At 74.5% G+C, this 14701-nt stretch carries 14 protein-coding genes; 7 read left to right on the top strand and 7 right to left on the bottom strand.

The genetic code is table 11. The features are described from left to right. Nucleotides 1-2: 2 nt before the first annotated feature. The 6 genes from ACQP04_RS11755 to ACQP04_RS11780 all read right to left on the bottom strand — a co-directional run bounded on the left by ACQP04_RS11755 (nucleotide 3) and on the right by ACQP04_RS11780 (nucleotide 5259). Nucleotides 3-710: an ABC transporter ATP-binding protein gene (locus tag ACQP04_RS11755; protein WP_433507082.1), complete on the bottom strand. Its 708-nt coding sequence runs from the start codon at nucleotides 708-710 to the stop codon at nucleotides 3-5. Beyond that, nucleotides 707-1477, bottom strand: a complete 771-nt coding sequence (locus ACQP04_RS11760; RefSeq protein ID WP_433507083.1) for an ABC transporter ATP-binding protein — start codon at nucleotides 1475-1477, stop codon at nucleotides 707-709. The genes ACQP04_RS11755 and ACQP04_RS11760 overlap by 4 nt, the downstream gene beginning before the upstream one ends. After that, a complete protein-coding gene (locus ACQP04_RS11765) occupies nucleotides 1474-2523 on the bottom strand; it encodes a branched-chain amino acid ABC transporter permease (protein ID WP_433507084.1) in 1050 nt (349 codons plus the stop codon). Before ACQP04_RS11765 ends, ACQP04_RS11760 begins: the two co-directional genes overlap by 4 nt. Beyond that, nucleotides 2520-3410, bottom strand: coding sequence for a branched-chain amino acid ABC transporter permease (locus tag ACQP04_RS11770; protein ID WP_433507085.1), 891 nt, complete (start codon nucleotides 3408-3410; stop codon nucleotides 2520-2522). The genes ACQP04_RS11765 and ACQP04_RS11770 overlap by 4 nt, the downstream gene beginning before the upstream one ends. Next, nucleotides 3407-4621 (bottom strand): ABC transporter substrate-binding protein, encoded by a 1215-nt coding sequence (locus ACQP04_RS11775; protein WP_433507086.1) that lies wholly within the window; start codon nucleotides 4619-4621, stop codon nucleotides 3407-3409. The genes ACQP04_RS11770 and ACQP04_RS11775 overlap by 4 nt, the downstream gene beginning before the upstream one ends. 146 nt (nucleotides 4622-4767) lie before the next feature. Continuing rightward, nucleotides 4768-5259, bottom strand: coding sequence for a MarR family winged helix-turn-helix transcriptional regulator (locus tag ACQP04_RS11780; RefSeq protein ID WP_433507087.1), 492 nt, complete (start codon nucleotides 5257-5259; stop codon nucleotides 4768-4770). A 47-nt stretch (nucleotides 5260-5306) separates the two neighbouring features. On the opposite strand from ACQP04_RS11780, the gene ACQP04_RS11785 reads away from it, so the two are divergent. Next, nucleotides 5307-5705 (top strand): DUF5313 family protein, encoded by a 399-nt coding sequence (locus tag ACQP04_RS11785; protein WP_433507088.1) that lies wholly within the window; start codon nucleotides 5307-5309, stop codon nucleotides 5703-5705. A gap of 22 nt (nucleotides 5706-5727) precedes the next feature. Here ACQP04_RS11785 and ACQP04_RS11790 read toward each other — a convergent pair whose 3' ends face one another. Then, a complete protein-coding gene (locus ACQP04_RS11790) occupies nucleotides 5728-6546 on the bottom strand; it encodes a response regulator transcription factor (protein ID WP_433507089.1) in 819 nt (272 codons plus the stop codon). Between the two features lie 194 nt (nucleotides 6547-6740). On the opposite strand from ACQP04_RS11790, the gene ACQP04_RS11795 reads away from it, so the two are divergent. The 6 genes from ACQP04_RS11795 (at nucleotide 6741) to fahA (ending at nucleotide 14562) form a co-directional block, all read left to right on the top strand. After that, entirely contained in the window at nucleotides 6741-8441 is a 1701-nt protein-coding gene (locus ACQP04_RS11795) for an AMP-binding protein (RefSeq protein ID WP_433507090.1), read from the top strand. Nucleotides 8442-8673: 232 nt separating this feature from the next. Next, a complete protein-coding gene (locus ACQP04_RS11800) occupies nucleotides 8674-9651 on the top strand; it encodes an MBL fold metallo-hydrolase (RefSeq protein WP_433507091.1) in 978 nt (325 codons plus the stop codon). A gap of 37 nt (nucleotides 9652-9688) precedes the next feature. After that, complete coding sequence (locus ACQP04_RS11805) at nucleotides 9689-11362, top strand: FAD-dependent monooxygenase (RefSeq protein WP_433507092.1); 1674 nt, start codon at nucleotides 9689-9691, stop codon at nucleotides 11360-11362. Beyond that, nucleotides 11337-12533, top strand: coding sequence for a homogentisate 1,2-dioxygenase (locus tag ACQP04_RS11810; RefSeq protein ID WP_433507093.1), 1197 nt, complete (start codon nucleotides 11337-11339; stop codon nucleotides 12531-12533). The genes ACQP04_RS11805 and ACQP04_RS11810 overlap by 26 nt, the downstream gene beginning before the upstream one ends. Beyond that, the gene (locus ACQP04_RS11815) at nucleotides 12530-13390 is read left to right on the top strand and encodes a hypothetical protein (RefSeq protein ID WP_433507094.1); all 861 of its coding nucleotides are present in this window, start codon (nucleotides 12530-12532) and stop codon (nucleotides 13388-13390) included. Before ACQP04_RS11810 ends, ACQP04_RS11815 begins: the two co-directional genes overlap by 4 nt. Then, nucleotides 13390-14562 (top strand): fumarylacetoacetase, encoded by a 1173-nt coding sequence (gene fahA, locus ACQP04_RS11820; RefSeq protein WP_433507095.1) that lies wholly within the window; start codon nucleotides 13390-13392, stop codon nucleotides 14560-14562. The genes ACQP04_RS11815 and fahA overlap by 1 nt, the downstream gene beginning before the upstream one ends. Nucleotides 14563-14701 lie beyond the last annotated feature (139 nt).

A 14701-nucleotide genomic window follows, 5' to 3' on the forward strand; every position in this document is an offset into this window, starting at 1 on the left:
GGTCAGGCCACCCCGAGCAGCCGGTGCGCGGTGGCGCGGTCGGCCCGGAACTCCCGAGTGGCCACCCGGTGCACGATCCGGCCCTTCTCCATCACCGCGATCTCGTCGCACACCGCGAAGGCCAGGTGGAGGTCCTGCTCGACCAGCAGGATCGCCACCCCTTCCCGGCGGAGCGTCCCGAGGAGGTCGGCGATCTGGTCGACGATGGCCGGGGCGAGACCGTCGGACGGCTCGTCGAGCAGCATCAGCCGGGGATCGGTGAGCAGCGCGCGGGCCACGGCCAGCATCTGCTGCTCCCCGCCCGAGAGCCGCCCGGCGGGCTGCCCGAGGCGCTCGCGCAGCCGGGGGAGGAGGTCGAGGACGCCGTCGACGGTCCAGCGCCGGCCGTGCCCCCGGGCCGCCAGCGCCAGGTGCTCGGCCACCGTGAGCGGCGCCCAGATCCGCCGCCCCTGCGGCACGAGCGCGACCCCCGCCCGGGCGATCACGTCCGGCCGCCGGCCGGCCACGTCCCGGCCGTCGAGCAGGACCCGGCCGGACGTGGGCGTGACCAGCCCCATCAGCGTCATGACCAGGGTGGACTTGCCGACGCCGTTGCGGCCGAGCAGGCCGAGCGCGCCGCCGGACGCGATGCTCAGGTCCACCCCGCCGAGCACGGTGCTGCGGTCGTAGCCGGCGGTCAGGGCCTCGACCCGCAGCGAGGATCCGGTCATGACGTGAACAGCTCCTCGCGGCGGGCGGTGCCGAGGTAGGCCTCGCGGACGGCGTCGCTCGCCCGGACCTCGTCGGGCGTGCCGGACAGCAGCACCCGGCCCAGGTGCAGCACGGTGACGTGGTCGGCGAGGTCGAACACGAGGTCCAGGTCGTGCTCCACGAACAGCACCGTCACGTCGCGCGGAAGCCCGGCCAGCAGGGCGAGCAGCCGTGCGCTCTCCGCGGGGGACATGCCCGCGGCGGGCTCGTCGAGCAGCAGGACGGCCGGGGCGCAGGCGAGCGCCAGCGCCACCTCCAGCTGCTTGCGCTCGCCGTGCGAGAGGGCGGGCACGGGCAGCCCGGCCCGGTCACCGAGCCCGACCTGCGCGAGCAGCTCGTCCGTGCGCTCGTCGACCGCCGGGTGTCGGCCCGGCCACGGGAGGATCCGCGCGCCACCGCCCGCGGGGCCGTGCCGGCGCACGGCGAGCGCGACGGTCTCGGCGGCCGTCAGCGAGGCGAACAGGCTCGCGTGCTGCAGGGTCTGGCTCATCCCGAGCCGGCAGCGGCGCACCTCCGACAGGCCGGTGACGTCCCGATCGCCGAGGTGGACGGTGCCGGCGTCGGCCCGCATCCGTCCGGTGAGCAGCCGGAACAGCGTGGACTTGCCGGCGCCGTTGGGGCCGATCAGGGCGTGCCGGGCGCCGGGCTCCACGGTGAGGTCGACGTCGTCGACGGCCCGGAGGGCGCCGAACGAGCGGCGCACCCCGCGGCAGGTCAGGGCGCTCACGGGTTCCTCCTCCGCCGGGGACGCAGCCGGGCCGGGCGCATGCCGGCGAGCCCGGCGGCGCCCCGCGGCAGCAGGTAGACGACCAGCACGAACACCACACCGAGCAGCAGCTCGCCGTGGCCGCCGAGGCTCGGGCCCAGGGCGTCGCGCACCAGGACGACGAGCGCCGCGCCGACCACCGGGCCCCACAGCGAGCCCGCGCCGCCGATCACCACGGCGAGCAGGGCCAGCGCGGCGGTGGTGAAGCCGAGGTCGGCGGGGGTGACGAGGCGTTGCTGAGCGGCGAGCAGCGACCCGGCGGCCCCGGCCACGGTGCCGGCGGCGACGAAGGCGGCGTACTTGTAGACCGTCGTCGGGTAGCCGATCGCGCGCATCCGCGGCTCGTTGTCCCGGATCCCGCGCAGCGCGGCGCCGAAGGGGGAGCGGGCGAGCACCCACACCACCGCGAACATCAGCAGCCCGACGACCAGCACGTACCAGTAGAGGAACCCGGCGTTCAGCAGCGGCGTGCCGCCGAGCCTGGCCGCAGGGATGCCGGCGAGGCCGTTGGCGCCGCCCGTCACCGAGTCCCAGCTCTGCGCGACCTGGGCGAGGATCTCGCCGATCGCGAGGGTGAGCATCAGGAAGAACACCCCGGCGGAGCGCACGGCGACCCAGCCGGTCGCCGCCGCGGCCAGGCCGCCGACCACCGCCCCCACCAGGAGCGGGACCGGGACGGCCGGGGTGAGGTGGATCGAGACCCAGCCCGCGGCGTAGGCGCCGGCGCCGAAGTAGGCGGCGTGCCCGAGCGACGGCAGCCCGGTCACCCCCACGAGCAGGTCGAGGCTCACCGCGAGCAGCCCGAACACGAGCAGCCGGGTGAGCGTGGTGGTGGCGAAGGGCGCCAGGAACAGTGGGGCCGCGGCGAGCACCAGCACGACGACGATCCCCGGCACCGCCGCGTACGGGCGGCGGACCGGCCGGCGGGGCGCCGCGGTCCCGCCGACGACGTTGCCGGGCACCTCGGGCACGTCCGGTGCCTCCGATCTCGAGGACAGCTCGGTCACGCCGCCGCTCCCGCCCGGCTCCCGAACAGGCCCTGCGGGCGCAGGACCAGGACCAGTGCCAGCGCGCCGAACAGCACGAACGAGGCGAGGTCCGGCAGCAGCGCCCGGCCCAGCGACTCGATCTGCCCGATCACCAGCGCGCCGACCAGAGCGCCGCGCACGGAGCCGAGGCCGCCGATGACCACGACGACGAGTGCGAGGATGAGCACGGTCGAGTCCAGCCCGACGCTCGCGCCGTACACCGGGCCGCCGAGCACGCCGGCCACCGTGGCCAGCAGCGATCCGAGGGCGAACACCGCGACCTTCACCCGCCGGTTGTCCACGCCGATCGCGGCGACCATGTCGCGGTCGGCCACGGTGGCGCGGACCAGGGCCCCGAGCGTCGTCCGCTCGACCACGACGTGGAGGGCGACGGCCAGGACCGCGCCGACGCCGATGATCACCAGGCGGTACGTCGGGTACGCGGCGCCGGCCAGCGAGACCGACCCGTCGAGCCCGGGCGGCGCGGGCACGGCGAGCGGGTCGTCGCCGAAGGCGATCTGCAGCACCTCGGCGACGATCAGTGCCACGCCCAGGGTGAGCAGCGCCTGGTCCAGGTGCGACCGGCGGCGCAGCGGTTCGGTCATCGCGGACAGCATGCCGCCCGCGAGCAGCCCGATCACCGCGGCGAGGCCGAGCGCGCCGAGGAACGCGCCCCACGACGGCCCGCCGGCGGAGAGCGCCGCGGCCACGTACGCACCCGTCACGAACAGGGCGCCGTGCGCGAGGTTCAGCACGTCCATCATCCCGAAGACGAGCGAGAGCCCGACGGCCAGCACGAACAGCAGGGCGCCGATGGCCAGCCCGTTCAGGACGCTGATCAGGTTGGCGGCGAGCCAGCCCGTCATACCTGGGCCTTCTGCCCGAGATCGGCGGTGACCGCGTTGCTGAGCTGTCCCGGGACGCCCTCGACGGTGCGCAGGTACATCGTCTGGCGCGGGCTCTGGCCGTCGAAGGTCCATGAGCCGCGCGGGCTGTCGTCGATCGCGCCGACCTGCCCGAGGGCGGCGCTCACCGCGTCGCCGTCGAGGGCGGCCGCCGAACCGAGGGCCCGGTCCAGCACCGCGGCCGCGTCCCACGTGGACACCGAGTAGCAGGTGGGGGTGGCCTGGTAGACCCCGCGGTAGGCGTCGACGAACGCGCGGTTGGCCGGGTTCTCCAGCCGGTCGGTGTAGAAGAGCGAGGTGCGCACGCCCACCGCGGCGTCGGCCTGCGCGGTGAGGACCCCGCCCTCGGTGAGGAAGCCCGACCCGTAGAGCGGCACGGAGTCCTTCAGCCCGAACTGGGCGTACTGCTGCACGAACCGGACCGCCTCGGCGCCGGCGAAGAAGCAGAACACCGCGCCCGCGCCGGACTGCCGGATCTGGGAGAGGAAGGGCTGGTAGTCCTGGGTGGTGCCGAAGGGCGGCGCCGCCTCGCCGGCGATCCGGCCGCCCGCCGCCTCGTAGGCGGCCTTGAAGCCGGCCCGGACCTCGGTGCCGGCCGCGTAGTCCGGCGCGATGAGGAATACCCCGCCGGGGATGTCCTGCTGCGCGAGGTACGGGCCCGCCGCCGCGGCGACCTGGGCGTTCTGGAACGAGGTCCGCCAGACGTAGGGCGTGCGGGACTTCCCGGTGATGTCCGCGGCGCCCGCGTTGGCCACGACGAGGACCTTCTTCGACTCGCTCATCAGCGGGGCGGCGCCGAGCGCCGTCGCGGAGTTCACGATTCCGACGACGATGTCGACCTGGTCCGCCTGCAGCACCCGCTGGACGGCCGGCACCCCGCTCTGCGGGTTCTCGCCCTCGTCCGCCACCACGGTCGTGACCTCGCGGCCGCCGATCCGGTTGCCGTGCTGCTGCAGCCAGAGGTCCCAGCCGCGCTGCATGTCCGTGCCGAGCGCCGCGTACACCCCGGACTGGGGGATGACCAGGCCGATCTTGACCGGGCCGCCCTGCCCGCCGCCGCTCCCGGACGAGCCCCCGCCCACGCTGCTGCCGCACGCCGCGAGCGCGGGGGCGGCCGCCGCCGCGCCGAGGAGCCCGAGGAGGCGCCGCCTGGACAGGGTGTACTCAGCCATCGAACCGCTCCTCGTCGAACGATGTGGTGGGGGCCGACGTACTACACGGGTGTGTCGGAGGACACGGATGGTGTCGAATCACTCGGACGGGTGTCAACCACTCGCACCGTGACGAAAGGGAATCGTGACGCGCCCCGTGTGCCCTGTCAGCCGCCCGCCGGCTCGGTCCGGCTGGCGGCGATGACCTCGGTCAGCACGGCGTGCAGCTGCTCGAGGTCGGAGATCGGCATCCCCAGCCGGTCGATGATCGCCGGCGGGATCCTTTCGGCCCGCGCCCGCAGTGCCCGGCCCTCCGGGGTGAGACCGACCGCGAGCATGCGCTCGTTGCCCTCCACGCGCTTCCGCGTCACGTAGCCGGCCGCCTCCAGGCGCTTGAGCAGCGGGGACAACGTGCCCGGGTCGAGCGCCAGGGCCGTGCTGAGGTCGGTCACCGAGCGGGGCGAGCGCTCCCACAGCGCGAGCATGACCAGGTACTGCGGGTGCGTGAGGCCCATCGGCTCGAGCAGCGGGCGGTACAGCGCGATCACGTTGCGCGCCGCCACGGCCAGCGCGAAGCAGACCTGCCGGTCGAGCTTGAGCAGATCGGTCTCTGCGACGGTCACGAGGTCACCCTCGTCACGTCCTCCGGAGTCGGTCACGACGCCAGTGTACGATCCTTGGTGTACAAAGTGTTGGGGTGAGGATGATGTCCGAGACGGTCCGGCCGAATCCGCTGCGATGGCTCCTCTACGCCTACGGCACAGGGTTGCCCGCGCGGCACAAGGAGTGGGTGCTGCACGACGTCACCACGCCGAGCTGGCGGTGGCGGCACTTCGCCCGCGCGACCGTGCAGCTGCTGCCGATCGCGGTGCTGCTGTACGTGTTCATCCCCGGCGAGCCCTGGGTCCGCGCGATGGCGGTGCTCGGCGGCCTGCTCATCGGCTACTTCTACTCGTTCGCGTACATGTACGAGTCGGCCGAGCACCGTGCCGTCAAGGCCGGCTACCCGCAGGGCGGCGCCGCCGCGATCCGCGACGAGGCCCACGCCGACGAGCGCCGCGAGCAGGAGGAGCGCTACGCCGCCCGCTGGCGGCAGGACGGCTGATACTGCACCGGCAGGCGCCCCGTCACAGCAGGCCCCGCTCCCGCGCGGCGTGCACCGCGGCCGTCCGGTTCCGGACGTCGAGCCGGCGCATCGCACTGCGCAGGTAGGCCTTCACCGTCTCCTGGCTCAGCCCCATCGCGTCGGCGACCTCGGCGTTGGTCCGGCCCAGGGCGACGAGCCCGAGCACGTCGAGCTCGCGGGGGGCCAGCGCGGGCCGGGGCGCGGCCGGGTCCGCCCCGCCGAGCTCGGTGACGATCCGGGCGAGCCGGTGGCGCAGGTCGGGATCGGTCGCGGTCCGCGCGAGGTCGGCGAGCTCGGCCAGCGCCGTCCGTGCCCGGGCCTCCGGCGACCTGCGGGGGCGGGCGGGCGGCGGGAGCAGCGCCGCGATCTCGCGCTCGAGCGCGGCCCCGAACGCGGCCACCCGGTCCAGGACGACGTCGCCGATGCGGTGCGGCGCCCGGACGGCCCCGTACACCACGGCGCCCACCGCACCGCCCACCGCGACGGGCACCGCGACCACCGAGGTCATCCGCTCCTCGCGGACCACGTGGTGGTCGAAGTCGTGGGTGATCGCGCGGGTGGAGGCGTAGTCGTCGACCCGGCAGACCGTGCCGGTCAGCAGCGTCGAGCCGCCCAGCCCGCGCCCGCGGCCCACCTCGAGGTCGCGCAGCGAGTCGCCGAGCGTGCCGCGCAGGTGCCCGATCCGCAGCCGGGGCCCGTCGCGGCGCGGCCGCGTCGCCCCGCCGAACACCACGGGCAGCCCGGTCGTCCGCTGCAGCTGGCGCAGCCGCTGCCCGACGACCCGGTCGACGATGCCGACCGGCGAGTCGTCGTCGGCCACCTGACCTCCTCGTCGTCGCCGGGCCGCCGTCGACGGCCCCGGGAAGAGGGTCCGGTCCTGGTGGCCCGCGCGCTACCCCTGTTCGGGGGTAGTGACGCCGGTCCGCCGCCGGTCACGCTTCCGGCCGCCGATCCGCCGGGGGCCACGGCCCCGGACCGGATCCGTACGGACGCCGACCGGGAGACGACGCCACGATGACGACCAGCCACGACCGCTACCGCGCCGCCCGCGACCTGCTGCTGGACCTGCGCGAGGACCACGAGAAGGCCGTCGCCGCGTTCGCGTGGCCGGTGTTCGACGCGCCCTTCAACTGGGCGCACGACTGGTTCGACGTGATCGCCGACGGGGTGGACCGGCCCGCGCTGACCATCGCGGAGGAGGACGGGAGCGTCGCGTCCTGGTCGTTCGACGGGCTGCGGCGCCGGTCGAACCGGCTGGCCCGTTGGCTCGCCGAGCAGGGAGTCCGCCGCGGCGACAGCGTGATGCTGATGCTCGGCAACCAGGTCGAGCTGTGGGAGTCGATGCTCGCCGTGATGAAGCTCGGCGGGGTGATCATGCCGACGACCACCGCCCTCGGCGCCGCCGACCTGCCGGACCGGATCGCCCGCGGCGGCGCGCGGCACGTGATCGCCGGTGCCGCCGACGCCCCCAAGTTCGCCGGGATCGAGGGCCTCACCCGGATCGCCGTGGGCGGGACCGTCGAGGGCTGGCTGGAGCACGCCGACGCGGCCACCGCCGCCGACGACCCGCTCCCGCACCCCGGCACCGCCGCCGACGACCGGCTGCTCCTGTACTTCACCTCCGGCACGACGAGCCGCCCCAAGCTCGTGGAGCACACCCAGCAGTCGTATCCGGTGGGTCACCTGTCCACGCTGTACTGGCTGGGCATCCGGCCCGGCGACACGCACCTCAACATCAGCTCGCCGGGGTGGGCCAAGCACGCGTGGAGCTGCTTCTTCGCACCGTGGATCGCCGAGGCCTCGATCTTCGTGCACAACTACTCGCGGTTCGACGCCGCGGCGCTGCTCGGCAAGATCCGCGAGCACGGTGTGACCACGTTCTGCGCCCCGCCGACGGTGTGGCGGATGCTGATCAAGGCCGACCTGTCCGGCGGGCCGGGGGCACTGCGCGAGGTGGTCGCCGCGGGCGAGCCGCTCAACCCCGAGGTGATCGAGCAGGTCCGGCGGGCCTGGGGGCTGACCCTGCGCGACGGGTTCGGGCAGACCGAGACCACGGCGTCGGTCGGCAACACCCCGGGCTCCGCGGTGAAGCCGGGCTCGATGGGCCGGCCACTGCCGGGCGTGCCGGTCGTGCTGGTCGACCCGCTGACCGGGCGGCCGAGCGAGGTCGAGGGCGAGATCTGCCTGGACCTCACCGGGGACGTCGCCGGGGCGCCGCTCACCCTGATGACCGGCTATCTCGGCGACCCGGAGAAGCAGGCCGAGGCGACCGAGGGCGGCTACTACCACACCGGCGACGTCGCCACCCGCGACGACGACGGGTACCTGTTCTACGTCGGCCGCACCGACGACGTCTTCAAGGCCTCCGACTACAAGGTCTCGCCGTTCGAGCTGGAGAGCGTGCTCATCGAGCACCCGGCGGTGACCGAGGCGGCGGTGGTCCCGGCGCCGGACCCGGTGCGCCTGGCCGTGCCGAAGGCCTACGTCGCCCTCGCCCCGGGCTGGGAGCCGACGCGGGAGACCGCGCTGGAGATCCTGCGGCACGCGCGCGAGAACCTGGCCCCCTACCTGCGGGTGCGCCGGCTGGAGTTCTTCGACCTGCCCAAGACGATCTCCGGCAAGATCCGCCGGGTGGAGCTGCGGGCGCGCGAGGAGGCCGGCGCGGGCGGCGGCACGGAGTGGCGCGACGACCGGTTCCCCGAGCTGAAGGGCTGACGCGCCCGGCCAGACGGTGCGGGCGGGGCCCGGCGCTGGTGTGTCCACCGCATGGCGGGGTCACCGTCCGCCCTGTCACCACCGCGCCGGGCCACTGCTCCATCAGTGTTCAAAGCCTTGACGGGTTCTGGTGTTCTTCGCGTCGACGCCCTACGGTCCAGATAGTCAAACATTTGATCGCCGCCGCGGCGATCGGGACCCGCGACCTCCCGAGGACGGGAAGGGACTGTCGATGACGCACACCTCCGGGGCGGCCAAGCCGTTCGCCTCCTCCGCCGACACCGCCGCCAAGGAGCAGACCCTCGAGGTCCTCGCCGACGGCGTCTACGCGCTCACCGCCGAGGGCGACCCGAACATCGGGGCGGTCGAGGGCGAGGACTTCCTCGTCTGCTTCGAGGCCCTCGCCACGCCGGTGGCCGCCGAGAAGTGGCTGGCCAAGCTGCGCGAGCACACCGACAAGCCGGTCCGGTACCTGGTGCTCTCGCACTACCACGCGGTCCGGGTGCTGGGCGCGAGCGCGTTCGATGCCGAGACGATCGTCTCCCACGAGATCACCCGGGACCTGGTCGCGGAGCGGGGCAAGCAGGACTGGGAGTCCGAGTTCGCGCGGATGCCGCGGCTGGCCGAGGCGGCGGACTCGGTGCCGGGGCTGACGTGGCCGACGCTGACCTTCGCCGACCGGCTGACCGTCGATCTCGGTGGCGACCGCGGTGATCTGGTGCTGCAGTACCACGGGCGCGGGCACACCGAGGGTGACATCACCGCCTGGCTGCCGCGGCAGAAGATCCTCTTCGCCGGCGACCTCGTCGAGGCCCAGGCCGCGCTCTACACCGGTGACGCCTTCCATCGGGACTGGGCGGGCACCACCCTGGACGCCGTGAAGGCGCTCGGCGCGGAGCAGCTGGTCGGGGGACGGGGCGCGGTCAGCCGCGGCCGTACCGAGGTCGACGCCGCGATCGAGCAGACCCGCGGGTTCCTGCAGGTGATGATCCGCGAGGTCGGCGGGGTGCAGCAGCGCGGCGGCACGCTCAAGGAGGCGTTCGAGGCCGCGCACGCCGCGCTGGTGGACGACTACGGCCACTGGCCGATCTTCGAGCACTGCCTGCCGTTCGACGTCTCGCGGCTGTGGGACGAGCTGTCCGGCATCGAGCGCCCGGTCATCTGGACCGCCGAGCGCGACCAGGAGGTCTGGGCCCAGCTGCAGGGCTGAGCCCCCGGTTCAGGACTCGCGACGACGGGAGTACCGCATGACCACCGCACCTCGCTCGCCGAGCAGGGACCGGGCCGCGGGCGCCTGGCCCGCCGCGCCGGTGCTCGTCCTGGGCGCCGGCCCGGTCGGGCAGACCACCGCCCTGCTGCTCGCCCGCTGGGGCGTGCCGACGATCGTCCTCGACCGGCGTCCCGAACGGGACATGGTCGGGTCCAAGGCGATCTGCCAGCAGCGCGACGTCCTCGACGTCTGGGAGTCCGTCGGCGCCGGCCGGCGGATCGCCGCGGAGGGGGTCACCTGGACCACCGCCCGCACCTTCCACCGCGACCGCGAGCTGTTCGCGGTCGAGTTCGCCGACCCCGGCCGCTCGGCGTTCCCGCCGTTCGTCAACATCTCCCAGACGCGCACCGAGGAGATCCTCGACGAGTGCATCGCGGCCGAACCCCTCGTGGACCTGCGCTGGGGGCACCGGGTCGTCCACGTCGAGCAGGACGGCTCCGGGGTCGTCGCCCGCCTCGACGACGGCCGGGAGCTGCGCGGCTCCTACCTCGTCGTCTGCGCCGGGGCCCGCAGCGACGAGCTGCGCGCGCTGCTCGGGGTGAGCTTCGACGGGCACTCCTTCGACGACCGCTTCCTGATCTGCGACATCCGCGCGGACCTGCCCGGCTGGGCCTCCGAGCGGCGGTTCTTCTTCGACCCGGAGTGGAACCCGGGCCGGCAGGTGCTGATCCACCCGTGCCCGGACTCGACCTTCCGGATCGACTGGCAGGTGCCGGCGGACTACGACCTCGACGCCGAGGTCGCCTCCGGGGCGTTGGACGCCCGGATCCGGCAGATCGTCGGCGACCGGGACTACGAGATCGTGTGGAAGTCGGTGTACCGCTTCCACTCCCGCGTGGTGGACCGGATGCGCTGCGGGCGGATCCTCGTCGCCGGCGACGCGGCGCACCTGGTGTCGCCGTTCGGGGCCCGGGGGCTGAACTCCGGGGTCGGCGACGCGGAGAACGCCGCCTGGAAGATCGCCTACGTCGGCCACGGCTGGGCGCCGGAGGAGCTGCTGGAGAGCTACCACCACGAGCGGCACGCCGCGGCCGTCGAGAACATCGCGGTCACCACCGCGACCATGGACTTCCTGGTCCCGCCGGACGAGGCCCGCGCGCGGCACCGCGCCGAGGTGCTCGCCCGGGCGGCGTCCGACGCCGAGGCCCGCGCCCGCGTCGACTCCGGGCGGCTGTCCGAGCCGTTCTGGTACGTCGACTCGCCGCTGACCACCATCGACGCGCGGCGGCCCTTCGGCGGGCGCCCGCCGCGCGGGCAGGTCCCGCCGGCCGGACCGGGCGTGCTGCTGCCCGACGCACCCGTCGTCGTCGCCGGGACGAACGCCGACGGCCGGGCCCGCGCGCTGGCCCGCGACGGGTTCCTGCTCCTGACCGGCGCCCGGGTCGACCGGGCCGCGGCCACGCGGGCCGCGGCGGCCGTGCCCGGCCCGGTCCGGGTCCTCGCCCTGCACGAGATCGACCCCGAGGGCACCTTCACCGCCACCCTCGCGGCCCGGCCCGACGAGGTGTGGGTCGTCCGCCCGGACGCCCATGTCGCCGCCGTCCTGGCCGGTCCGACCACCGAAGAGATCATCGCGGCGCTGCACCGCGCCGCCGCGCACCCCGGCACCCGGGAGGAGAGCCACGATGGCGTTCTACAGGCGAGTCGGTGACGTCCCGCCCAAGCGGCACACCCAGCACCGGACCGCGGCCGGCGGCCTGCACTACGAGGAGCTGGTGGGGGAGGAGGGCTTCTCCTCGGACTCCTCGCTGCTCTACCACACGGGCGTGCCGTCGGCGATCGTCGACGCCACGCCGTGGGAGCTGCCGGACCAGTCGCTGACGGAGAACCGGCCGCTGGTCCCGCGGCACCTGGAGCTGCACCGGCTGACCGGCCAGGACTGGAAGGCCGTGGACCCGGTGACGGGCCGGCGGCTGGTGCTGGGCAACGCCGACGTGCGGATCTCCTACGTGGTGGCGGGGGAGACCTCGCCCCTGTACCGCAACGCCGTCGGCGACGAGTGCGTCTACGTCGAGTCCGGCACCGCGACCGTCGAGACGGTGTTCGGGGTGCTCGAGGCCGGGCAGGGCGACTACGTGCTGATCCCGCGCGCGACGACCCACCGCTGGATCCCGACGGGCTCGGAGCCGCTGCGGCTCTACGCGATCGAGGCGAACTCGCACATCGCCCCGCCGAAGCGGTACCTGTCGCGCTACGGGCAGCTGCTCGAGCACGCTCCGTACTGCGAGCGGGACCTGCACGGGCCCACGGAGCCGTACGTGGTGGAGGGCACCGACGTCGAGGTGCTCGTCAAGCACCGCGGCTCGCGGGGGATCACCGGGACCCGGTACGTCTGCCCGACGCATCCGTTCGACGTGGTCGGCTGGGACGGCTGCCTGTACCCGTACACGTTCAACATCGCCGACTTCGAGCCGATCACCGGGCGGGTGCACCAGCCGCCGCCGGTGCACCAGGTGTTCGAGGGGCAGAACTTCGTGATCTGCAACTTCGTGCCGCGCAAGGTGGACTACCACCCGCTGTCGATCCCGGTGCCGTACTACCACTCCAACGTGGACTCGGACGAGATCATGTTCTACTGCGGCGGGAACTACGAGGCGCGCAAGGGGTCCGGGATCGGGCAGGGCTCGATCAGCCTGCACCCGGGCGGGCACTCGCACGGCCCGCAGCCGGGGGCGGTCGAGCGGTCGATCGGGGCCGAGTTCTTCGACGAGCTGGCCGTCATGGTGGACACGTTCCGGCCCATGGAGCTGGGCGAGGGCGGCATCGCCGCCGAGGACGACCGCTACGCCTGGACCTGGGCGGGCCGGGGACCGGGGTCGTGACGGGCGGGGTCGCCGGCGTACCGGCCCTGGTCGCCGGGCTGTGCGACGACGCCGCGGTCTTCCCACCCGGCCTCGCCCCGCTGCCGGACGCGGTGCGGGCGTACCGGGACCGGCGGGACCGCTGGTACGCCGGGCTGGTCGGGCCGCTGGTGCTGGCCGCGGCGGCGCTCCCACGGTTGGGGCCCCTGCTCCCGCCGGATGTTCGGCTGCCGCTGTCGGTGACGCTGCCCGGTGGGCCGGCGGACCTTCCCGCCGCGCTGGCCGACGTCGCCCCGTTGCCGGTGGAAGTGCGGTCGGTCGAGGTGGCGGTGCCGGAGGGCATGGCGACCGCCGAGTTCCTCGACCTGCTCGCGGCGGGGGTGCCGGGTGATCTCGACGTCTACGTCGAGGTGCCCCGCGACCTGCGCCGGGTCGCGGTCCTGGAGGCGCTGGCCTCGTCGTCGGGGCGGTACCGGGCCAAGTTCCGCACCGGCGGGATCCGGGCCGACCTGCACCCGGACGAGGCCGAGCTCGCCGCGGGGATCGCCGCCGTCGTCGAGGCGGGGGTGCCGTTCAAGGCGACCGCCGGGCTGCACCACGCGGTGCGCAACACCGACCCGCGGACGGGGTTCGAGCAGCACGGTTTCCTCAACCTGTTGCTCGCCACGGACGCGCTCGTCCGGGGCGGCACCGAGTCCGAGGCACGCACCCTGCTCGCCGAACGCGACGGCGCGACCGTCGCCGGGCTGGTCCGCGCCGCCGACCCCGGGGTGCGGGCGGCGTTCACCTCGTTCGGCACCTGCAGCATCACCGACCCGCGCGACGAGCTCGTCGCGCTCGGCGTCCTGACCGCACCGGTCCCGGAAGGAATCCACTGATGAGCGTCGTCGAGGTCCCCGCAGGCTCGCCGTTCGGGCGGGAGAACCTGCCCTACGGGGTCTTCTCCGCCGCCGGCGGTGACCCGAGGGTCGGCGTGCGGCTGGGCGACACCGTGATCGACCTGTCCGTGCTGCTCGACGATCCCGTGTTCGCCGCGGCGTCGCTGAACCCGTTCCTGGCCCAGGGGCCGGGCCGGTGGGCGGAGGTCCGCGAGCGGGTCACCGCCCTCGTCGGCGGGGACCTGCCCGACGCGGCCCTGCACCCGGTCCGGGACGTGGCCCTGCACCTGCCGTTCGAGGTCGCCGACTACGTGGACTTCTACGCCTCGGAGCACCACGCGTCGAACCTCGGCCGCTTGTTCCGCCCGGACGCCGAGCCGCTGATGCCGAACTGGAAGCACCTGCCGGTCGGCTACCACGGCCGCGCCGGCACCGTGGTCGTCTCCGGCACGGACGTCGTCCGGCCTTGTGGGCAGCGCAAGGCGCCCGACGAGGCGGCGCCCACGTACGGGCCGTCGCGGCGGCTGGACATCGAGGCCGAGCTGGGGTTCGTCGTCGGCGTCGGCTCGCCGCTGGGCGGGCGGATCGGGGTCGACGAGTTCGCCGACCACGTCTTCGGCGCGGTACTGGTCAACGACTGGTCCGCGCGCGACATCCAGGCCTGGGAGTACGTGCCGCTGGGCCCGAACCTGGGCAAGAGCTTCGCGACCTCGGTCGGCCCGTGGGTGGTGCCGCTCGCCGCGCTGCAGGCGGCGCGGGTGCCGCTACCCGGGCAGGACCCGCAGCCGCTGGGCTACCTGCGCGGCAGCGAGGACTGGGGCCTGGACGTCGACCTGGTCGTGGAGTGGAACGGCGAGGAGGTCGCCCGCCCGCCGTACCGGGAGATGTACTGGTCGCCGGCGCAGATGCTGGCGCACATGACGGTGAACGGGGCGTCCGCGCGGCCCGGGGACCTGTTCGCGTCGGGCACCGTCTCCGGCCCGGACAAGCGCCAGCGCGGCGCGTTCATCGAGCTGACCTGGGGCGGGCGCGAGCCGGTCACCGTGAAGGGCGAGGAACGGACCTTCCTGCTCGACGGCGACGAGGTCACGATCTCCGCCACCGCGCCCGGCCCGGACGGCACCCGGATCGGGTTCGGCGAGGTCACCGGGCGGATCACGCCGGCCCGCTGAGCAGCGTCCGTCCCCTCCGCGCCTCGCGACGGGCTCGCCGCGCGTTACCCGACTAACGCCCGGTCGGCCCGGAACGAGGATCAGGGCAGGGGGTCGGCGTCCGGACGGGGGGTCCGGGCGCCGACCGATCGCATCAGCG

The organism is Pseudonocardia halophobica, from assembly GCF_050948485.1.
GTDB lineage: Bacteria > Actinomycetota > Actinomycetes > Mycobacteriales > Pseudonocardiaceae > Pseudonocardia > Pseudonocardia halophobica.

Excerpts from the sequence above, each read along its gene's own strand:
- fahA (WP_433507095.1), top strand. The coding sequence starts at position 13,390 with ATGAGCGTCGTCGAGGTCCCCGCAGGCTCGCCGTTCGGGCGGGAGAAC.
- ACQP04_RS11770 (WP_433507085.1), bottom strand. The coding sequence starts at position 3,410 with ATGACGGGCTGGCTCGCCGCCAACCTGATCAGCGTCCTGAACGGGCTG.
- ACQP04_RS11755 (WP_433507082.1), bottom strand. The coding sequence starts at position 710 with ATGACCGGATCCTCGCTGCGGGTCGAGGCCCTGACCGCCGGCTACGAC.
- ACQP04_RS11805 (WP_433507092.1), top strand. The coding sequence starts at position 9,689 with ATGACCACCGCACCTCGCTCGCCGAGCAGGGACCGGGCCGCGGGCGCC.
- ACQP04_RS11800 (WP_433507091.1), top strand. The coding sequence starts at position 8,674 with ATGACGCACACCTCCGGGGCGGCCAAGCCGTTCGCCTCCTCCGCCGAC.
- ACQP04_RS11795 (WP_433507090.1), top strand. The coding sequence starts at position 6,741 with ATGACGACCAGCCACGACCGCTACCGCGCCGCCCGCGACCTGCTGCTG.
- ACQP04_RS11785 (WP_433507088.1), top strand. The coding sequence starts at position 5,307 with ATGTCCGAGACGGTCCGGCCGAATCCGCTGCGATGGCTCCTCTACGCC.
- ACQP04_RS11810 (WP_433507093.1), top strand. The coding sequence starts at position 11,337 with ATGGCGTTCTACAGGCGAGTCGGTGACGTCCCGCCCAAGCGGCACACC.
- ACQP04_RS11775 (WP_433507086.1), bottom strand. The coding sequence starts at position 4,621 with ATGGCTGAGTACACCCTGTCCAGGCGGCGCCTCCTCGGGCTCCTCGGC.